The following is a 20,637-nucleotide window of genomic DNA, read 5'->3' as shown; positions in this document are numbered from 1 at the left end:
TTCCTTTCGCCTTGAAAGGGGCATAACCACGAATGGTCACTGTCTCATGTTCGATACGAAATTTGCAATCGTGCTCAGGGATGATCTGCCGGTCTGGCAAAAACTCAACGTCACCGCATTCCTGACCAGCGGCGTCGTCGCGCAGTTCCCCGATATCATCGGCGAGCCCTATCGTGACCGCGCCGGCAATGTCTACAATCCGCTGTCGATCCAGCCCGTCATCGTGCTGTCCGCCGACCAGGTGACACTCGGCGCGATCCACAGCCGCGCCCTGGAGCGCGGAGTAACGAGCTCGCTCTATGTCGAGGAGATGTTCTCGACCGGGTTCGACGCCGCCAACCGCGCCGTCTTCGCCGAATTCGCGCCGGAAGACGCCAAGGTGGTCGGCATTGGATTGCGCGCCGACAAGAAGACGGTCGACAAGATCACCAAGGGCGCTCGCATGCATCCCTGACGGCGCCGGCCTGAGCCTGTCGGCGCGTCTTGTTGTGCCAGCCGCTTTTGGCTTGCCGCACGCCCGCAATTGCCGCAAAAGGTGGGCCTCAGCCCAGCTTTCCATCCGGCCTGCAAGTGAGTGCTCCCCAAACATCTTCAGAAAGCGCGACGCCGCCGGTGGCGATCCTGTGCATGCTTTCCACCTATGTCTTCTTCACCTTTCTCGACACCAGCAGCAAATACCTCGTCCTAGCCGGCGTCTCCGCGCTTGTCGTCGCCTGGGTGCGCTTTGCCGTGCATGTCGTGCTGGTCGGCGCGCTATTGCGCGGCTGGCGTGAACCGGCGCGGTTCCGTCCGGCCAACCTGCCGGCTCATGTCCTGCGCGGGCTGTTCCTGTTCGGCTCGACCATCTTCAACGTGCTGGCCCTGCGGTCCCTGCAACTGGCCGAGACGACATCGATCTATTTCTTCGGGCCGATGGTCATCACCGCACTTGCCGGCCCGCTGCTTGGCGAATGGGCGGGCTGGCGGCGGTGGCTGGCGATCCTGGCCGCGTTCGCCGGGGTTCTGATCATCACAAGGCCGGGAGTCGGCGTTTTCGGCATCGGCCACCTGTTCGCGCTCGGCTCGATGCTGTCGAACTGCTTCTATGTGATCATGACCCGGCGCATGTCGGCGACCGAGACATCGGAAAGCCTCATCCTGTTTTCGGCACTGGCCCCGGCGGTGGTGCTCCTGCCCATGCTGCCGTTCTCGTTTTCCCTGCCGCATGATGGCTGGCACTGGTTCATCCTGCTCATGCTCGGCGTCTTTGGCGGCGTCGGTCATTGGCTTCTGGTGCAGGCCTATCGCATGGCCACCACCACCGCGCTCGCCCCCTATCCCTATTCGCAGATGGTGTGGATGATCCTTTCCGGGCTCATCGTCTTCAAGCAGTTCCCCGACCGCTGGACGCTCGTCGGCGCCGCCGTCATCGTCGCCAGCGGTCTCTACATCGTCCATCGCGAGCACCGGCTGCGCCTGCGCAATCGTGCGGTGCTGGACGTCGAGGCGGAAGCGCTGGCAAAAAAACTTTGATTTAGCCTCGAAGGGTGGCATAAGGCCGCCTTTAAACAGTTTAAAAAAACGACGGGGGAGGGGAAGGCTGGCACAGAAGATCAAGCTGTCGACGATCGCGGATGCGCTCGGTGTGTCCACGGCCACGGTATCGCTGGCGCTGCGCGACAGCCCGCTGGTCGCAGGCGGCACCCGCGACCGCATCAAGGAACATGCCCGCGCCATCGGTTACATCTACAACCGCCGTGCCGCCAGCCTGCGCACCTCGCGTTCGGGCATTGTCGGTGTCGTCGTGCATGACATCATGAACCCGTTCTTCGCCGAGATCCTGCGCTCGATCGAAAGCGAGCTCGACCGCAGCCGCCAGACCTTCATCCTGTCCAATCACTACGACCAGCTCGAGAAGCAGCGCACTTTCATCGACACGCTGTTGCAGCTCGGTGCCGACGGCGTCATCATGTCGCCGGCCATCGGTACTCCGGCCTCGGATATTCTGATGGCCGAGGAAAACGGCCTGCCGGCGGTGCTGATCGCGCGCACCGTCGAGGGCGCCGACGTGCCGGTTTTTCGCGGCGACGATGCCTATGGCACGGGGCTTGCCACCAATCACCTGATCTCGCTCGGCCACAAGCGCATCGCCATGATCGGCGGCACCGACCAGACCTCGACCGGCCGCGATCGCTACCAGGGCTATGTCAACGCCATGGAGGCCGCCGGGCTGGAAGTGCGGCCGGCCTGGCGCATCCCCGGCCCGCGCACCAAGCAGGCTGGCTTCGAGGCCGCCGGACAGTTTCTGGCCCTGAAGGACAAGCCGACAGCCGCCTGCTGCTGGAACGACCTCGTCGCCATCGGCCTGATGAACGGCATCGCGCGCGCCGGCCTGGTGCCCGGCCTAGACATATCGGTCACCGGCTACGACGATCTCGAGGAGGCGGCAATCGCCACGCCGGCGCTGACCACCGTGTGGAACGGTCAGCGCGAGGTTGGCCGCCGCGCCGCCAGCGCCCTGCTCGACAAGCTGAACGGGCAGACGGTGCGGCCCTCTCAGGAACTGATCAAGCCGGAACTGCATGTGCGACAGTCGACCGGCAAGCCGGTGGAGCGTGCATGACGAGGCCCGAGCAACTGCAAACCGTCGCCATCCTGGTGCCGGGGCATTTCAACGACCACGCGGTCGAGCGCATCGACCGGACATTCAGGCGTGTCGGGATCGAGCGCGCCGAGCCGTCCCTGGTCACCGATGATATGCGCGACAACGTGCGCGCCATCGCCTCGTTCGGCGGCATCAGCGCGGCCTTCATGGATGCATTGCCGAAGCTTGAGATCGTCGCCAGTTTCGGCGTCGGCTATGATTCGGTCGATGCCCGCCACGCTGGCGATCACGGCATCATGGTCACCAACACGCCGGATGTGCTGACCGAGGAGGTCGCCGACACCGCCATCGGCCTGCTGATCAACACCGTGCGCGACCTGCCGCGCGCCGAAACCTGGCTGCGCGACGGCAGCTGGCAGCGCAAGGGCAACTATCCCTTGAGCCGGCTTACCTTGCGCGGCCGCAGCGCCGGCATTTTCGGCATGGGCCGCATCGGGCTCGCTATTGCCCGCCGGCTGGAGGCGTTCGGATTGCCCGTCGCCTATCACAACCGGCGCCGGGTCGAGGGCCTGTCCTATCCCTATCATCCGACGCTGAAGGGCCTCGCCGAAACAGTCGACACGCTGATTTCGGTGGTCCCGGGCGGCGCCTCGACGGAAAAGGCGGTCGATGCCGAGATACTGTCGGCGCTTGGCGCCAACGGCGTCTTCGTCAATATCGGGCGCGGCAGCACGGTCGACGAGGCGGCGCTTGCGACAGCCCTCGCCAAGGGCACTATCGCCGCCGCCGGGCTCGATGTCTTCGCCGACGAACCGAACGTGCCGCGGGCGCTGCTTGACGCGACCAATGCCAGTCTGTTGCCGCATGTCGGTTCGGCGTCGGAGCACACACGTCGCGCCATGGCGGATCTGTGCGTCGACAATCTGGTGTCCTGGTTCAGCGAGCGCCGGTCGATCACACCTGTGCCCGAGACGGTGCATGTGAAGGCGCGCGGCTGAGAGGTCGGGCTGCCATATTTATTAACGTCAGCTTAACCCTTTGAAATCATTCTTCATCCTGTCCGTACGCATGGATGAGGATCACCATGAAAACGCTTTCCGTACTGATCGGAGCCGCCGCCCTGTTTGGCGGCGTTCAGCTGTTTCATGGCGGCACTGGCGAAAGCGTCGCTGAAGAGGCCACGCCGCCCGACACCTACAGGCTGGTCGCCAATGGTGATGAGGGGGTTTGCGCAATCAAACGCGGCGCCACCGTCTCGGACGGCCTGTCGCTTTTGACGGTGGCTCCGAACTGTAGCCGACTCATGCCAGGCATCGAGCGGGCGAAATTCTGGCGCGAGCAGGAGGACGGCACGGTCGCCTTCAGCGTCAACGGCGTCGATCCGATCGTCACCTTCGCGGTCGCCGATGGCGACGGATTCGAATCCTACGCTCCTGCACTGCCGCTGCTGTCGCTGGCGGCCGCCGGGGACCCGAGCACCGACGACTGATTACTCCGCCGCCGCGCGGGCGCCGGCCTTGGCAGCCGCATGCAGGCGAACCGCGTCGCCGAAGGCCCGGAAGATCTTGGCCGAGTTACTATCCGACTTGACCCAGTATTCGGGATGCCACTGGACACCGACCGCGAAAGCGCGGGCATCCTTTACAGAGACCGCCTCGACGGTGCCGTCGTCGGCCACGGCTTCGATCTGCAGCTTCGAACCAAGCCGGCCGATTGCCTGGCGGTGCAAAGAGTTGACCTTCATGTCGCCGGCCCCAAACACACTGGCCAGGCAACTGCCCGCCTTGATCGAAACGGTCTGGTGAATCGCGAAACGTTCGTCCTGATTGTCGCTCACCGGCGCGCGGTGGTCGAGCGAGCCTTCACGCTCCTGGATTTCAGTGCCCAGCGTGCCGCCCAGCGCCACGTTCATCTCCTGGATGCCGCGGCAGATGGCAAGCAGCGGCACGCCACGCTCGATCGCTTTGCGAATCAGCGGCAAGGTGGTGGCGTCGCGTGCCGGGTCATAGGGGCCGTTCGCCTCGCTGGCATCGCCGCCATAGAGCGAGGGGTCGACATTGGATTTCGAGCCGGTCAGCATGACGCCGTCGACCGACGACAGCAGCTCATCGAAATCGAGCCGATCGCCGAACGAGGGCACCAGCACCGGAAACACGCCGGCGCCGGCGATCGCCGCCTCCAGATATTGCTGTGGGGCGGCATGCCAGGTGTAGTTGTCGAATTGACGGACGTCGGTCGATATGGCGACGAGCGGCTGCTGCATTTTGGCTTTGTTTTCCATCTGGGCCGGGGAATCCTGCCTTCAAAATAGGCGATCCCAGCACATTTTTCCATGACAAGTTTCGGTCCGTCGGATGGGCCACCAAACGGCCCGTTAGACTATAGTTGCAAGGCCCTGCGCACACGCCGTCAAATCAGGCCGCCACGCTGGACTCGACTCCTTGCCCGTGTATTGTTTCGCCCAGCCGTGCGGGACATCGAGCATGCGCCGCACGTCGGTTTGTTGATCCAAAAGGGAGGACTTCATGGATCGTCGTTCATTCATCCGCAAGGCCGGGACGACCGGCGTTGGCGCGGCTGCGGCCGCCGCCACGCTCGCCGCGCCGGCCATAGCCCAGTCCAATCCAAAGGTGACCTGGCGGCTGGCGTCGTCCTTTCCCAAATCGCTCGACACGATCTATGGCGGCGCCGAGGTCTTCTCAAAGATGCTTTCGGAAGCCACCGACGGCAATTTCCAGATCCAAGTCTTCGCCGCTGGCGAACTGGTGCCCGGCCTTCAGGCGGCCGACGCCACGACCGCCGGCACGGTCGAGGCCTGCCACACGGTGGCATATTATTACTGGGGCAAGGATCCGACCTGGGCGCTGGGCGCGGCGGTTCCGTTCTCGCTCAACGCGCGCGGCATGAATGCCTGGCACTATCATGGCGGCGGCATCGACCTGTTCAACGAATTTCTCGCCACGCAAGGCTTGTTCGGCCTGCCTGGCGGCAATACCGGCGTGCAGATGGGCGGCTGGTTCCGCAAGGAGATCAACACGGTGGCCGACCTTTCCGGCCTCAAGATGCGCATCGGCGGCTTCGCCGGCAAGGTTGTGCAGAAGCTCGGCGTCGTGCCGCAGCAGATCGCCGGCGGCGACATCTACCCGGCGCTCGAAAAGGGCACCATTGACGCAGCCGAATGGGTCGGCCCCTATGACGACGAGAAGCTCGGCTTCTATAAGGTTGCGCCCTACTACTACTATCCAGGCTGGTGGGAAGGCGGCCCGACCGTCCACCTGATGTTCAACAAGGCGAAATACGAAGAACTTTCGCCGACTTACAAGTCGCTGCTGCATACCGCCGCGCAAGCCGCCGATGCCAACATGCTGCAGAAATACGACTATCTCAATCCTGCGGCGGTGAAGCGGCTGGTGGCCGGCGGCGCCAAACTGCGTCCGTTCAGCCAGGAGATCATGTCCGCCTGCTTCGAGAAGGCCAATGAGGTCTACGCCGAAATGGAAGCCTCGAACGCGCCGTTTAAGAAGATCTGGGACTCGATCAAGGGATTCCGTAAGGAGCACTATCTCTGGGCGCAGGTGGCCGAGTACAATTACGACACCTTCATGATGGTCCAGCAGCGCAACGGCAAGCTGTAAGGTTTTTCTGCCTCCTTTCGAAGACCCCGGACTCGGTAGTCCGGGGTTTATTCGTTGGGCGTCGGTGCTGGAAACATCGATAGTCGAAGGCGTCGAAACTTGCGCCGCAGGGCCGGGGGTCGAACGGGTTCGAAGCGACAGCGGCACTCAGCCTCGGTCCGGCACCACCACCACCTTGACCTCGCCGGCGGCAGGCGGGTTGGCGATTACCGCGGCGGCCTCTTCCAGCGGCACCTGCCTGGAGATCAGCCGGTCGATCTCGATCGCGCCCGAAGCGATCAGCTCGGCGGCGCGGCGGTGCGTGTAGGGGTTGAGGAAGGAGCCGAGGACCTTCAACTCGCGAAACAGAAGATCGAAGGGCTCGAACGCCGCCTTCATGCCTTGCGGCACCACGCCGACAATGACGACCGTACCGCCGGCCCTCGCCAGCCGCAGCGACTGCTCGACCGTTTCCTGGACACCGGCACATTCGAGCACCACGTCGACACCGCCGGGCACCAGTCCCGCTGGCCCGGAGATGGCATCGATGACGTCGGCGGCGCTTGCGTCGACCGTTGCCGTCGCGCCGAGCTCCTCGGCCAGTGCGCGCCGTGATGCCTGTCGCGTCGACAGGATGATGGTCGTCGCCCCTGCAAGCCTTGCCAGTTGCACTGTGAGCAGGCCGATCACGCCGCCGCCAAGTATGGCGACCGAGGAGCCGGGCTTGATCTCGGCCAGATCCACGCCATGCAGGCAGCAGCCGAGCGGCTCGCAGAAGGCGCCGTGCGTCGGCTTCAAGTCCGCGGGCAGGATGAAGGCCTGTTTCTGCGGCAACACGACGTAGTCGGCGAAGCCGCCGTCGCGATGGATGCCGATGGCATTGAGATTGCTGCACAAATTGATGCGGCCGGCATGGCAATGGCGGCAGCGTCCGCAGGCGATGTTGGGATCGCCGGTGACGCGGTCGCCGATCGAGAAGCCGCTCACGGAATGTCCCATTGCCTCGACGATGCCGGAGAACTCATGTCCGGGCGTTACCGGCGGCCGGCAGGGAAACTCGCCGTGGAAGAGATGCCGGTCCGTGCCGCAGACGCCGCAGGCCTCGATGCGCACCAGCAGATCGTCAGGCCCGGGAACCGGCTCGGCGACCTCGCGCAGCGTGATGCTGCCAACCGCTTCCAGCCGTACCGCTTTCATGGTTTTGCGACCTCCGGCATCAGTTGAAATTCGGCGGCTGCGACAGATCCGGCTGTGGTGCCGCCGGTTTGGCGGGCGCCGTGTCGCCGAAGTTCGGCGGTTGCGACAGGTCGGGCGCGGCAGGCGCGGCGGGCGGCGGGGCGCCAGTGGCGGGTGCGGTTCCGCTCCCGGCCGGCGGCGTGCCGAGCGGCGTCAGTCCCGGCACCTCCGGCACCGTATAGTCGATCGTGCCGGAATCGACCGCTGTGCCCTTGTAGTGCATCACCATTTGCGGGAAGGCGATGGTGAGCCCGATCATGATCACCTGGATGCAGACGAACGGCACGGCGCCCCAATAGATCTGGCCCGTGGTCACCGGCGCGATCTGCTTGCCGGTCAAGCGGTCGAGATAGGGCACCCGGGCGGCGACCGAGCGCAGGTAGAACAGCGCGAAGCCGAAGGGTGGATGCATGAAGCTGGTCTGCATGTTGACGCCCAGAAGCACGCCGAACCAGATCAGGTCGATGCCGAGCTTGTCGGCGGCCGGTGCCAGCAACGGCACGATGATGAAGGCCAGTTCGAAGAAATCGAGGAAGAAGGCAAGCACGAAGACCAGGATGTTGACGCCGATCAGGAAGCCGACCTCGCCGCCCGGCAGCGAGGTCAGGAGATGCTCGACCCAGATGTGGCCGTTGACGCCGTAGAAGGTGAGGGAGAAGACGCGCGCGCCGATCAGGATGAACAGCACGAAGGACGACAGCCTTGTCGTCGAAGCGAGCGCCTGCCTGACCACGTCGAGCGACAGCCGGCCTTTGATCGCCGCCATCGCCAGCGCGCCGACAGCGCCCATGGCGCCGCCCTCGGTTGGAGTGGCGATGCCAAGGAAAATGGTGCCCAGCACCAGGAAGATCAACGCCAATGGCGGGATCAGCACGATCACGACCTGCTGCGCCAGCCGCGACATCATGTTGATTTTCAGGCGCTGATCGGCGATCGCAACGATATAGATCACGGCCACTCCGATGCTGGCGCCGAGGATGTCGGCATTGTCGCCATGGGTCGGTGCGAGATAGCGGTAGGCCGCGTAGGAGATCGCCACCGTCGCCAGCAACGCCACCAGCAGCGACACGACGCCATGGCCGAGCGTGCGTGCTTCCAGCGGCAGCGCCGGCATCGAATTCGGCCGGACGATCGTCATGATCAGGATGTAGAGCATGTAGAGGCTGGTCAGCACGATGCCGGGGATCAGCGCGCCCGCATACATGTCGCCGACCGAGCGGCCGAGCTGGTCGGCGAGCACGATCAGCACCAACGACGGCGGGATGATCTGGGCGAGCGTTCCGGACGCGGCGATGACGCCGGACGCCAGCCGGCGGTCATAGCCGTAGCGCAGCATGATCGGCAGCGAGATCAGCCCCATGGCGATGACCGATGCCGCCACCACGCCGGTCGTCGCGGCCAGCAGCGCGCCGACGAAGATCACGGCATAGGCAAGCCCGCCGCGGATCGGCCCGAACAGCTGGCCGATCGTATCGAGCAGGTCTTCCGCCATCCCCGATCGCTCGAGCACGATGCCCATGAAGGTGAAGAAAGGGATCGCCAGCAGCGTGTCGTTCGACATCACCCGGCTGCCGTAGAAATTATCCGGCAACGCATGCAGCAGCGGCCAGGCGAGATTGATCGAGCCGCCCGAATAGGGTGAGACCAGGACTCCGATGAAAAAGAACAAAAGTCCGTTGGCGGCGAGCGAGAAGGCGACGGGATAGCCGATCAGCAGGAAGAGGACCAGCGAGGCGAACATGATCGGCGCCATGTTCTGGGCGATGAACTCGATCACGAGCGCACCTCGTCGGCCAGTGCCTTGGCTTCGAGTTCCGCCTGCTCATGCGCCGATATGAACGGGGTCGGGTCGTCCATGTCGCCGCGCATGATGGCGATCTTCTTGATGATCTCGGAGATGCCCTGCAGCGCCAGCAGGAAGAAGCCGACCAGCAGGATCGCCTTTGCCGGCCAGATGATCAGCCCGCCGGAATTGTTCGACATTTCGCCGCTGCGGAACGACAGCGACACATACGGGACGAAATAGATCACCATCAGCATCACGAACGGCATCAGGAAAAAGACATGGCCGAAAAGGTCGATCCAGTGCTGCACGCGGCGCGGGAACAGGCCATAGACGATGTCGATGCGGATATGGTCGTTCTGCTTCAGCGTGTAGGCCGCCGCCAGCATGAAGGCGGCGCCGAACAGGTACCATTGCAGCTCCAGCCACGCATTCGACGAGGTGTCGAACACCTTGCGGATGGTCGCGTTAGCGGCGCTCACTAGGATTGCCAGCAGGATCAACCACGATATCCATTTGCCGATGAACTCGTTCACACGGTCGATCGTCCTGGATAGAGCGAGAAGCCCTGCCATGCATTCCTCCCTTTTGTCCGAGGCGCGACGGCTCCCCGTTGTTTTACGCCGCGCCGCTGTGGCCTAACCGTATGCCGTGCGTGGCAGGACGGGTCAACACAGGAGCGGCGCTGTCAACGCGGTTGTGAGACGAGGAAGCCGACGAAGCGCAGGGCTGCGGCGCAGGGCTCGGAAAACCGGAACCGGCTTCCGGCAGGGTTCGTGGGCAAAATCAAAGCGTTAAGGCGGTCGTTTCGTTGCCGAAACAGGCTTATCGGTGGCAGGCGTCATGCAACCAAAGTCTGATGCGGATCACGCGATCTTGGTCTGGTCGCGGCCAGCGCCGATCAGCACCAGCATGGCGACGAGGAACAGGTACATCCATGCGTCGCGCCATTCCACCGGGAAATAGCCGGCCCACAGCGACTCGGCCATGCCGAAGGCGGCAGCGCCCAGGGCCGCCCGCGGCGGTGAGAGATAGCCGCCGACCGCCGTCACGAACAGGATCTTCAGCCCGTAGACGAGGCCGGAACCGAAACTGACATTGCCGTAATAGAGGCCGGCCATGACGCCGGCCAGCGCGGCGCAGAAACCGCCGAACAGCACTGCGTGGCGGAACACGGCGCGCACATCGACGCCGCACATGGCGGCCGCCTTGGGATCGTCGGAGACGGCGCGCCAGCGCCGGCCGAAATTCGAATGGGCAAAGGCCCATGCCGCAAGCGCCACCGCCGCCAGCACCACGGCGCAATCGAGCAGCTGGATCAGCGTCAATGTCGCCTTGAAGCGGGCATCCTGCGCGAAAACGACAGGCTGCGCCAGCATAGGCGGCAGCCACAGATCATGCGTGTCGGCCGCGATGCGGCTTGCTTCCGACAAAACCAGCAGGATGCCAAGCGTGGTCACCACGATCGCATTGGGCGAGCGGTCGGCCAGCGGTTCGAAGACGCTGCGCGACAGGACGCGGCTGATGAGCGCGGCGTAGAGGAAAGCCGCTGCGACGCCGAGCACCACCGCCGCCGTCAGCGTCAGCCACAGCACCTGGTAGCCGAAGGCGGCGGTCAGGATCATCGTCTGTCCGCAAAAGGCGAACAGCGCGCCATAGGCCAGGTTGGTGCGGTGCAGGATGCCGTTGGTCAGCACATAGCCGAACGCCAGCAGCGCATAGAGTGCGCCTGAATGCAGCCCGTTCAGGACCTGCTGGAACAGATACAGCATGCGAAAATCCTCGGGGGCATGTCGCCCAAAGCGCATAGCGGTTTTGGGACGACGATACGCTCCAGACAGAGAGCGGCAATACCCGCTTCAGGGCAGACTTGCATCGTCGAATCTAACTTGTCAAATGCCATTTATCGGTTAGATTTCGGACATGACGGTATCCTGGACCCCGCACCGCTTCACCGGCGGCCTGCTCGCGCTCGACACGGCGAACACCGTCGTGCTGCGTGCCGATCCCGAGAGGACCTTCGACCGTTTTGACGATCCGCGCGAGATCGCCCGCTTCGCGGACGCGGCGAGCGGCTTTCGCGCCGCCGAGCTTGGCGGCAGGCGGCTGGCGGTCTCCGCGCCGACAGCAATCGCGCCTGTCGTGCTGGCGATCCGCGAGGCGACGGACCGGTTGTTTCGCCACGCCGTGTTGAGGGGCGCCGTCGCCACCGATCATCTCTCAGGCTTGCTGGGGGCCTGCGCCGACGGTCTTGCCGGCAGCCGGACCGAGATCGTAGCGCCCGGAAAGCCGTTCGGCGATCCGGCAACGCCGATCGCATTCGAAGCGGCACTGGCGGTTTCCGCCCTGTCGCTGCTGCGCAACGACACGGTCGCCAGGCTCAGGATCTGCCCCAACTGCACCTGGCTGTTCGTCGACCGCAGCCGCAATTCCAGCCGCCTGTGGTGCGACATGGCGGTCTGCGGCAACCGCCAGAAGGCAAGCCGCCACTATCGCCGCCGCAGGGCGGCCAATGAGGTCAACAATGTCCAGGATTAGCTCTCGTTCAGCCCTGCTCGGCATGGCGCTGATCGCGGCGATGGCGCTCGGCGCCTGCCGCGACACCGCCAAGGACGGTGAAGGCAAGTTGTTCGAGATTTCGGGCAAGATATTCGTCTTCAACTATCGTCTTGCCAGGGCGACCTATGTCGTGACGCTGCGGCCCCTGCGCCCGATGGGAGAGGGCCAGGTCGCGGTCGCCAGCTTCCAGGATCCGGCCGGCGGCGCGCCGTTGGTGGTCGAGCAGAAGGTCTGGCCCAAGCTCGACAAGGTGACGCTGGAGAGCCCGGCTTTGACCTGCGTCGTCAAGAACAAGCCTTATACGATCGCCATCGCCATCAAGGGCTCCGACGGCGCGGTCCTGCAGAAGATCGACACCACGCTGATGTCCACCGAAGACCAGTCCATCCTGCCCGATCGGCCGCTCGTCATTGACCAGCTCTACACCGCCAATCCCGATCTCGTCGGCCACCCCGACGGCAAGCTGCCGGGCGAGCCGAAGCCCGACTGCTCCAAGGGCACCTGACGCTCGCCGCCAAGCCGAAAGGCAAGCGAAATTTTCGTACGCCGGACATTGCTCGCGGGGCGATTTCATACCGGGCAAGGGATGACGGCGGATCGTTCGTTGCGCGTTGCCTGGCACGTCCGATTTCGTTTGACCTGTCTTGCAAGGGGAGAAAGGATGCGTCATCCGATCCCGACGCTGGCTGCCTGCCCCCGCGCGGCCTCCGCAGAGGAAATGCCTGATGACGCTGCACGACGTCGCGCTCGACGACAAGTTCGACCTGGGGAAGGAACGCATCTTCCTGTCCGGCGCCCAGGCGGTCATCCGCATGCTGCTGATGCAGCGCGAGCGCGACCGCCGCGCGGGCCTGGACACGGCCGGCTTCGTCTCCGGCTATCGCGGTTCGCCGCTGGGCGGCCTCGACATGCAGCTGTGGAAGGCAAAAAAACAGCTCGCCCAAGCCGACATCGTCTTCCAGCCCGGACTTAACGAGGAACTCGCCGCTACCGCCTGCTGGGGATCGCAGCAGACGGAACTGCTGGGCGAAGGCACCCGTGACGGCGTTTTTTCGGTTTGGTACGGCAAGGGTCCGGGGGTCGACCGCTCCGGCGACGTCTTCCGCCACGCCAATCTGGCCGGCTCGTCGAAACATGGCGGTGCGCTCGCTTTGATGGGCGACGACCACATGGCCGAATCCTCGACCAACGCGCATGCCACCGAATTCCTGTTCGTCGACGCCATGGTGCCGATCCTCAACCCGGCCGGTGTCCAGGAGATAATCGATTACGGGCTCTACGGTTTTGCCATGTCGCGCTTCGCCGGCACATGGGCGGCCATCAAATGCGTCAAGGACAACATCGAATCGACGGCCTCGGTCGATGCCTCGATCGAGCGTCTGAACATCGTTAATCCCGAGTTCGACATGCCGCCCGGCGGCCTCAACATCCGCCACGAGATCGACATGCTCGGCCAGGAGGAGCGGCTGCATGAGTACAAGCGCGCCGCCGCGTCGGCCTTCATCCATGCCAACGGGCTGAACCGCGTCGTCTATTCGGGCGGCCGCAATCCCAGGATCGGCATCATCACCATCGGCAAAAGCTATCTCGACGTCCGCCAGGCGCTCGAGGATATCGGCATCGACGAGGCCGCCGCCGGCCGCATCGGCGTGCGGCTGTTCAAAGTCGGTTGCCCCTGGCCGCTCGATTTCCAGCACATTGCCGAGTTCGCGCGCGGCCTCGACACCATCGTCGTCGTCGAGGAGAAGCGTTCGCTGATCGAGGTGCAGCTTCGCGAGAGCCTCTACGGCACCGCCACGCAGCCCGTCATCGTCGGCAAGAAGAACGAGCGCGGCGACTGGCTGTTTCCGGCCAAGGGCGCGCTCGACCCCAACGAAATCGCCATTGCCCTTGGCGAAAGGATCGTGAAAACCATCGGTCCGTCGGAAGAGATTTCAGCGCGGGTGGCGAAGCTGCGCCAGTTCCAGGCCATGCTCGCAGACGCGTCGGACATCGGCTCCCGCACGCCCTTCTTCTGCTCCGGCTGCCCACACAATTCCTCGACCAAGGTGCCGGATGGCTCGATCGCCGCGGCCGGCATCGGCTGCCATTTCATGGCACTGTGGATGGACAGGAATACTGTCGGCTTCACCGCCATGGGTGGCGAGGGCGCGCAGTGGGTCGGCCAGGCGCCCTTTTCCAAGCGCGACCACATTTTCCAGAATCTCGGCGACGGCACCTACAACCACTCCGGCACGCTGGCGATCCGCTTCGCGCTGTCGTCGGGCGCCAACATCACCTACAAGATACTCTATAACGACGCGGTGGCCATGACCGGCGGCCAGCCGCATGAAGGCGGCCTGACGGTGGACATGATCGCCAGGCAGGTGCGAGCCGAAGGGATCGAGCGCATCGCCGTCGTCACAGACGAACCCGACAAATATGCCGGCAAGGTCGAGTTCCCGGCCGGCGCCACCATCCATCACCGCGACGATCTCGATCTCGTCCAGCGCGAGCTGCGCGGCGTTAGCGGGGTTTCGATCCTGCTCTACGACCAGACCTGTGCCGCCGAAAAGCGCCGCCGTCGCAAGCGCGGAACCTTTCCCGATCCCGACAAGCGGGTCTTCATCAACGAACTGATCTGCGAGGGCTGCGGCGACTGCGGCGTCCAATCGAACTGCGTCTCCATCCAGCCGGTGGAGACCGAGTTCGGCCGCAAGCGCCGGATCGACCAGTCGAGCTGCAACAAGGATTTTTCCTGCGTCAATGGCTTCTGCCCGTCCTTCGTCACGGTGCATGGCGCCAAGATCCGCAAGGCCGAAGGCATCGCCGGCAAGACCGATCCGCTCGACGGCGTTCCAGCAGCCGCCGAATTCCCGCTCGGCGAACAGGGCTGGGCGGCGATCATCGACGGCGTCGGCGGCACCGGCGTCGTCACCGTCGGCGCCGTGCTCGGCATGGCGGCTCATCTCGAAGGCAAGGGCTGCGGCATGATCGACATGGCCGGGCTTGCCCAGAAGGGCGGTTCGGTGTTCACCCATGTCCGCATCGCCCGCACGCCCGATGACATCCATGCCATCCGTGTCTCGGCCGGCAAAGCCGATCTCGTGCTCGGCTGCGATCTCGTCGTGTCGGGCGCCAAGAAGGTGCTGGCCGCGGTGCGCGAGGGCCACACCATCTTCCTCGCCAACACTGCCGAGATCATGCCGGGCGAGTTTGCCCGCTCGGCCGATTTCTCGCTGCCCATCGAGCGCTTGAAGAAGGCGATCCGCACTGCTGCCGGCGACGACAAGGCGCATTTCTTCGACGCCACCCGCACAGCCACCGCCCTGTTCGGCAATTCGCTGGGCGCCAACATGTTCATGCTCGGCTTCGCCTTCCAGCATGGCGGTCTGCCGCTGTCGGCGCAAGCCGTCGAAAAGGCGATCGAATTGAACGGCGAGGCGGTGGGGATGAATATCGCCGCCTTCCGCTGGGGCCGCCGCGCCGCGCATCAGCCGGATTTCGTGCGTGGCCTCGTCCAGCCGGGCAAGGACGGCCAACCCGCCACGATTGCCCAGACGCTGGACGAAATCATTGCCCGCCGGATCGCTTTCCTTTCCGCCTATCAGAACGCCGCCTATGGCAAGCGCTACGCCGGCAGGATCGCTGCCCTGCGCGCGGCCGAAGCCAAGGCCGCGCCCGGTTCGAGCGCCGTGACGGAAGCGGCGGCCAGGAACCTGTTCAAGCTGATGGCGATCAAGGACGAATACGAGGTGGCGCGGCTCTATACCGACGGCTCCTTCGCCGCCGAACTCGGCAAGCAGTTCCAGAGTTACGAAAAACTCGAATTCCATCTGGCGCCGCCGATTCTGGGCCGTCGCGGCAATGACGGCAAACCGAGGAAATCGAGCTTCGGTCCCTGGATGATGAAAGGGTTCCGCATGCTGGCGGCGCTGAAGGGCCTGCGCGGGACAGCATTCGACCTGTTCGGCTACACCGCCGAGCGGCGCATGGAGCGGCAATTATTGGCGCAATATGAGGCCGACCTGCAACGCGTCGCCAACTCGCTGGCGCCGGACAACATCGAGGCCGCCACGGCCCTCGTCTCGGTCCCGGCACTCATCCGCGGTTACGGCCATGTTCGGCAAGCCAGCGCTCAAAAGGCGGCCGGCGAGCGCCAAAGGCTGCTCGAGCGCCTGTCCGGCACGTCAGCGAGGGCGGAACTCCAGGCCGCCGAGTGATGGCCTTGTTTACCTAAAGCCCAATTCTCCCAGTCTGTCCTGCTTTGCGCGCCTTCGGCAAGCCGCCCAAAACCGCTGTTCTAAGCCTTTCTTAAGGCGGATGTGAGATGACGAGGCCTAGCGTTGGGCCGACGACATGGGCAGAACAAAGACCGAAAACATCCCAGCGGATGTTTATATCCAGTTTGTGCGGTCGTTGTTCGACAACGCCCACATGCTGGTGATCGGTGGCGTGTGCTACTGGATCCTCGGACTAATGATCTACTTGCGCACGAACAATCCGTTGTTCCTGGCTTTCTCTTTTGTTCTGCTGTCCATCTGCCTTTACCGCTATTTCGGCATTCGCGCCTTCCGGAAGGCAGGCGGTGTAATAGCCGACGTCCAGGAGGCGCATCGGTGGGAGCGCAACTACATCCTCAAGGGCAGCGTGCAGGGCCTAACGTTGGGCGCACTGTGCTTCATATCGATCTATGTCTATCCCGATCCCTTTGCCGAACTGGCCGCGACGTCGCTGGCCATCGCGACCTTGGTGACGGTTGTTGGCCGGAACTACGGCTCTCCCATTATGGTGCGGGTTTTTTCCGTGACCTTCATTGGTCCGGCAGCACTTGCACTTTTGCTGCGCATGGATGTGCCTTCGGTCATTCTCGGTCTGATGATCATCCCGTTGACTTTCGTCACGATCAACAGCGCCGACCACGTCCGCGATGTGCTTTTCTCGGCTGTCATCGGCCACAAGGAAGCGAGGAAGCTCGCGCTCAGATTCGATCGCGCGCTCAATACCATGTCGCATGGCCTCGTCATGCTTGGCCCGGACGGTCGGGTGGCGGTCGCCAATGCCGAGGCCGCGCATCTGATGTCGCTCAAATCGGCCGATGCGCTGCTTGGGCGGTCAATCCATGGTCTCTTGATGCGCGGCGTCGTGGGCGGCATGCTGGCCCCAAAGGACTGCCGCTACATCGAAGCCCAGCTGACGCGTGCATTGCGCGAGGGCCGCGACCGTAAGGTCCTGGTTTCGCTCGCCAATGGCCAGCACTACGAATTCTCCGCCCGCGAAGGCAGCCAGGAACTCGGGGTCATCACCTTCGAGGACGTGACGGCGCGCGTCGAGGCGGAAGACAAGATCCGCTTCATGGCGCGCTATGACAATCTCACCGGCCTGCCCAATCGCGCCTATTTCCACGAACTGATCGGCGAGGCGATGGCGTCAGGCGACCGTGACCGCCTCTGCGGCCTTGCCGTGCTCGACCTCGACGATTTCAAGAGTGTCAACGACACGCTCGGGCATCCGATCGGCGATGGATTGATCTACGCGGTGGCCGAGCGTCTTGCCGCCATTGCGGGACAAGGCATCACCGTCAGCCGCTTCGGCGGCGACGAATTCATGGTTTTCTTCGACCGTATAGAGGATGAAAGCCATCTGACCCTTCAGATCGACGAGATCTTTGCAGCATTGCAAGGGGAGGTGGACGTCGCCGGCCACGGGCTGCGCATCCAGGCCAGCGCCGGCGCCGTGCTGTCGCGGGTCAGGGATACCGACGTCGACGCCATGATCGTCAAGGCGGACCTGGCGCTCTATAAGGCCAAGGAGCTCGGCAAGAACGGCTGGCGGCTGTTCGAGGCCGCCATGGACGCTGCGTTCCGCAACCGCCAGCTGATGAAGGCGGATCTGCGCAGCGCGGTGGAAGGCAAGGCCCTGCGCGTCGTCTACCAGCCGATCGTGGCGATGAGCACGATGCGCATCGCCAGCTGCGAGGCGCTGTGCCGCTGGGACCATCCCGACCTCGGGCCGATTTCGCCCGGCATCTTCATTCCGCTGGCGGAGGAAATGGGCATCATTTCCGAGATCAGCACCTTCGTGCTGCAGGCAGCCTGCACCGAATGCGCCAAATGGCCGGACCACACCAGCGTCTCGGTCAATCTCTCCGCCAAGGATTTCCGCAACCGGGACGTCATCCAGAAGGTTCGCGACGCTCTGGCCAGCTCCGGCCTTGCCGCCGGCCGGCTGGAGATCGAGGTCACCGAAACGGCGCTGCTCGATGACAAGTCGCTGACACGTCAATACATCGAGGAACTGAAGCAGATCGGTGTGCGCATCGCACTTGACGATTTCGGTACCGGCTATTCGAGCCTGAGCTATCTGCACAAGCTGCCGCTCGACAAGATCAAGATCGATCGCTCCTTCTTGATGGACGTCACCCAGAGCAAGCGTTCGCTGGAGCTGCTGAAGGGCATTGTCAATCTGTCGCGGCCGCTTGGACTTTCGGTGACTGTCGAAGGCGTCGAGACCTTTGAGCAGCTCAAGATCCTGGCCTTGCAAGTGAAACCGGATCTCGTGCAGGGCTTCCTGTTCGGTGCCGCGCTCAGTGCGTCGGGTATCGAGACGATGTCGAATGTCACCTGGCCATTCGCCGCTGACCTGCGTCGCACCGGTAAACGGACGGTCCGTTAGCGCCGTAATTTTCGACTTCGCTCGATTGGATTCCCCGCGCGTGCGAGTCGCACGATGCTCTTTGATGTCGAACTCAATCGTTCGATGACAGGATACGGTTCCGCCGTGATTTTGGCTTTGCGCAATGCTGCTGAAAGGTCTTCCTCACTACGCAGATGTATCGGAGGCATGATCCACATCCTCTCAGTGGCAATCGCTCGGACGATTGCTCAGTAAGATATTCTCAAGCGGCTCCCGGCCATTAAGGTTAACGGAATGTAAATCAACAAGATCTAAATTTCGGCTTGTGTCTCATTTCAACTCGAATAGCCTATCCTAGGTCGAATTCGAGGACAGACGATGGATGCTGCAACAGCTACAAGGAATGCGTCTGGCGGGGTAAGCACAGCCGGGGATTCGGTGCTGAATCGATCGATGATGCAACTGCTTGAGCATGTCGATTATCGCCTCATTACCGGGGGCGAGGATTTGGAAGCGATTTACCGGCTTCGCTATAAGTCCTATCTGCGCTCCGGCATGTGCGGCCCGCTCGCCAGCGGCATGTTCGAGGATCGCTGGGACAATCTACCCAATTCCTACCGATTCGGTGTCTATTGCTACGGCGAATTGGTGAGCACAATCCGCTTCCATTACATTTCCATCGAGCACCCGAATTCGCCCTCCGTTGATGCCTATCCGGAAATACTGATCGAGCGGCTTGCCCGCGGAGAAACCTTCATCGACGGAACCCGCTTCGCAACCGATCCTGATGCCGCGCCGGCACCCGGAGTGCTGCCGTTTCTGACACTCAGGCTTGCCATGGTGGCCTCGCTCTATTTTGGCCAGAACTCTGTGCTGACGCCGGTCAAGGTCGAGCATTCCAATTTTTATTCTCGTTACTTCAATGCCGTGCAGAGGACCGAGGCTAAGGAGTTTCCGGGCGTTCTTACCCGGATCGCCCTGTTCGAAATCCCCGCCGGCGAAAATATGCGCCTGACGCTCGAACGTTTCCCATTCTTCAGGTCGACGCCCATGGAACAGCGGTTGATGTTCGCCAATCCGGCCATCAATCGGCTGACGCCCTTGTCTATCGTGCCGACGGCGAAATATTATCGTGAGGCCGCCTGAGGCCCCTGATTTTGCAAAGCTCCGGAGCTTTCCGGCCAGATCCGCGTTTTGATGACGGCGGCGCGTTGACGCTCCGCGTCTTCATTTCGACGTATCTGCCAAAAGGACCCCGACATGCATATTTCCCAGCTCGCGCTCACGCCGCTTATCTCGCTGATCGCCGGGGTGCTGATCCTGGTCATGCCACGGCTGCTGAACTACATCGTCGCGCTCTACCTGATCATAGCCGGCCTGCTTGGATTGTTTCCGCACCTCGCCGGCTAAAGACGGACAGCGCGGTTGACGCGCCAGCCGGCTTCGTCCGGGATTGCGCGAAAACAAGCAGCCGGAGCGGTTCGGCGATTCTGCCGAACGCAGGGGCGCTTTGCTTCAAATTTCCCTGGAGGCAGTTGTCGGCTGCGATGCGGCAATAGCGCCATTGCTCTCGGCGCGGCTTTTCGCTATGTGCCTGAAAGATGTCTTCGAAGGGGTATTCCTATGGCTGAGCACACGCCGACCGGTCCTGTCGAACTGGGCGCGAAGATGGACTATGCCGAGCACGACCGCACCTATGCGGGCTTCCTCATGCTGGCCAAATACGGATCACTCTTCTGCGGCGCCATACTTCTGGCGATGGCTTTCGGTTTCTTCGCGGGCGGCTTCTTCTCGGCGACTATCCTGTTCGTCCTGATCATGGCCGTCGGCGCCTTCATTCTGCGATAGTCTTTCCAAAACCCCATTGCCTTTGACGTCGCCGGACGCCCCGGCCGACACTTTGCGCAAACAGGTTCCAGCCGAAAGGATCATGCGGTGGGACAGACGGTTTTCATCCCTCGTGAGCTCGATGCGAACGAGCCGCGCGTCGCGGCTTCGCCCGATACGGTGAAACGGCTGGCCGGCCTGGGTCTTGAAGTGGTTGTGGAGGCCGGTGCCGGCACGCGATCGCGCATTCCCGATGAGGAGTTCGCCAAGGCGGGCGCTTCGATCGGCGAGGCCGGCGATGTGGCCAAGGCCGACGTGGTGCTGAAGGTGCGCCGGCCGACTGATGCGGAGCTGAAAAGCTACAAGTCAGGCGCTGCGGTCATCGCCATCATGGATCCGTATGGCAACGATGCCGCCGT

General features: G+C 63.3%; 18 protein-coding genes and 1 pseudogene. 14 read left to right on the top strand and 5 right to left on the bottom strand.

The features are described from left to right. Positions 1-46: 46 nt before the first annotated feature. The 5 genes from FJ953_RS29605 (at position 47) to FJ953_RS29585 (ending at position 4,073) form a co-directional block, all read left to right on the top strand. Entirely contained in the window at positions 47-454 is a 408-nt protein-coding gene (locus FJ953_RS29605) for a DUF2000 family protein (RefSeq protein WP_140525592.1), read from the top strand. Between the two features lie 173 nt (positions 455-627). Further along, complete coding sequence (locus FJ953_RS29600; RefSeq protein ID WP_181165295.1) at positions 628-1,512, top strand: DMT family transporter; 885 nt, start codon at positions 628-630, stop codon at positions 1,510-1,512. A gap of 67 nt (positions 1,513-1,579) precedes the next feature. Continuing rightward, positions 1,580-2,602: a LacI family DNA-binding transcriptional regulator gene (locus FJ953_RS29595; protein WP_140501249.1), complete on the top strand. Its 1,023-nt coding sequence runs from the start codon at positions 1,580-1,582 to the stop codon at positions 2,600-2,602. After that, positions 2,599-3,582: a 2-hydroxyacid dehydrogenase gene (locus FJ953_RS29590; protein WP_140625634.1), complete on the top strand. Its 984-nt coding sequence runs from the start codon at positions 2,599-2,601 to the stop codon at positions 3,580-3,582. The genes FJ953_RS29595 and FJ953_RS29590 overlap by 4 nt, the downstream gene beginning before the upstream one ends. Positions 3,583-3,668: 86 nt before the next feature. Further along, positions 3,669-4,073, top strand: a complete 405-nt coding sequence (locus tag FJ953_RS29585; RefSeq protein WP_140512842.1) for a hypothetical protein — start codon at positions 3,669-3,671, stop codon at positions 4,071-4,073. Here FJ953_RS29585 and FJ953_RS29580 read toward each other — a convergent pair whose 3' ends face one another. After that, complete coding sequence (locus FJ953_RS29580; RefSeq protein WP_140513543.1) at positions 4,074-4,847, bottom strand: gamma-glutamyl-gamma-aminobutyrate hydrolase family protein; 774 nt, start codon at positions 4,845-4,847, stop codon at positions 4,074-4,076. Between the two features lie 262 nt (positions 4,848-5,109). On the opposite strand from FJ953_RS29580, the gene FJ953_RS29575 reads away from it, so the two are divergent. Continuing rightward, complete coding sequence (locus FJ953_RS29575) at positions 5,110-6,219, top strand: TRAP transporter substrate-binding protein (protein WP_140501135.1); 1,110 nt, start codon at positions 5,110-5,112, stop codon at positions 6,217-6,219. A gap of 147 nt (positions 6,220-6,366) precedes the next feature. Here FJ953_RS29575 and FJ953_RS29570 read toward each other — a convergent pair whose 3' ends face one another. From FJ953_RS29570 to FJ953_RS29555, 4 genes are all read right to left on the bottom strand, one after another. Beyond that, positions 6,367-7,395, bottom strand: a complete 1,029-nt coding sequence (locus FJ953_RS29570) for a zinc-dependent alcohol dehydrogenase family protein (RefSeq protein ID WP_140512844.1) — start codon at positions 7,393-7,395, stop codon at positions 6,367-6,369. Positions 7,396-7,414: 19 nt separating this feature from the next. Next, a complete protein-coding gene (locus tag FJ953_RS29565; RefSeq protein WP_140625643.1) occupies positions 7,415-9,208 on the bottom strand; it encodes a TRAP transporter large permease subunit in 1,794 nt (597 codons plus the stop codon). Next, on the bottom strand, positions 9,208-9,792 hold the full coding sequence (locus FJ953_RS29560; protein WP_140625633.1) for a TRAP transporter small permease subunit: 585 nt from the start codon (positions 9,790-9,792) through the stop codon (positions 9,208-9,210). The genes FJ953_RS29565 and FJ953_RS29560 overlap by 1 nt, the downstream gene beginning before the upstream one ends. Positions 9,793-10,083: 291 nt before the next feature. After that, the gene (locus tag FJ953_RS29555; protein ID WP_140501129.1) at positions 10,084-10,989 is read right to left on the bottom strand and encodes a branched-chain amino acid ABC transporter permease; all 906 of its coding nucleotides are present in this window, start codon (positions 10,987-10,989) and stop codon (positions 10,084-10,086) included. A gap of 151 nt (positions 10,990-11,140) precedes the next feature. Here FJ953_RS29555 and FJ953_RS29550 point away from each other — a divergent pair, with 151 nt between their 5' ends. The 8 genes and pseudogenes from FJ953_RS29550 to FJ953_RS29515 form a co-directional block, all read left to right on the top strand. Next, positions 11,141-11,755, top strand: a complete 615-nt coding sequence (locus tag FJ953_RS29550; RefSeq protein WP_140567812.1) for a CGNR zinc finger domain-containing protein — start codon at positions 11,141-11,143, stop codon at positions 11,753-11,755. Further along, positions 11,730-12,281, top strand: coding sequence for a hypothetical protein (locus FJ953_RS29545; RefSeq protein ID WP_140558751.1), 552 nt, complete (start codon positions 11,730-11,732; stop codon positions 12,279-12,281). The genes FJ953_RS29550 and FJ953_RS29545 overlap by 26 nt, the downstream gene beginning before the upstream one ends. Positions 12,282-12,501: 220 nt before the next feature. Then, complete coding sequence (locus FJ953_RS29540; protein WP_140625632.1) at positions 12,502-15,978, top strand: indolepyruvate ferredoxin oxidoreductase family protein; 3,477 nt, start codon at positions 12,502-12,504, stop codon at positions 15,976-15,978. A 136-nt stretch (positions 15,979-16,114) separates the two neighbouring features. Beyond that, positions 16,115-18,430: an EAL domain-containing protein gene (locus FJ953_RS29535; protein WP_140580591.1), complete on the top strand. Its 2,316-nt coding sequence runs from the start codon at positions 16,115-16,117 to the stop codon at positions 18,428-18,430. 339 nt (positions 18,431-18,769) lie between these two features. Then, on the top strand, positions 18,770-19,537 hold the full coding sequence (locus FJ953_RS29530; RefSeq protein ID WP_140501119.1) for a hypothetical protein: 768 nt from the start codon (positions 18,770-18,772) through the stop codon (positions 19,535-19,537). A 114-nt stretch (positions 19,538-19,651) separates the two neighbouring features. Next, positions 19,652-19,801 (top strand): DUF3096 domain-containing protein, encoded by a 150-nt coding sequence (locus FJ953_RS29525; protein ID WP_140501117.1) that lies wholly within the window; start codon positions 19,652-19,654, stop codon positions 19,799-19,801. Between the two features lie 213 nt (positions 19,802-20,014). Beyond that, on the top strand, positions 20,015-20,239 hold the full coding sequence (locus FJ953_RS29520; RefSeq protein WP_140501115.1) for an aa3-type cytochrome c oxidase subunit IV: 225 nt from the start codon (positions 20,015-20,017) through the stop codon (positions 20,237-20,239). A gap of 87 nt (positions 20,240-20,326) precedes the next feature. After that, positions 20,327-20,637 (top strand): annotated as a pseudogene (locus tag FJ953_RS29515) (NAD(P)(+) transhydrogenase (Re/Si-specific) subunit alpha); the annotation flags it as partial.

Source organism: Mesorhizobium sp. B2-3-6 (genome assembly GCF_006442305.1).
Lineage (GTDB): Bacteria > Pseudomonadota > Alphaproteobacteria > Rhizobiales > Rhizobiaceae > Mesorhizobium.
Note: the sequence above shows the minus strand (reverse complement) of the source record. Positions and strands in the feature narration are given on the sequence as shown.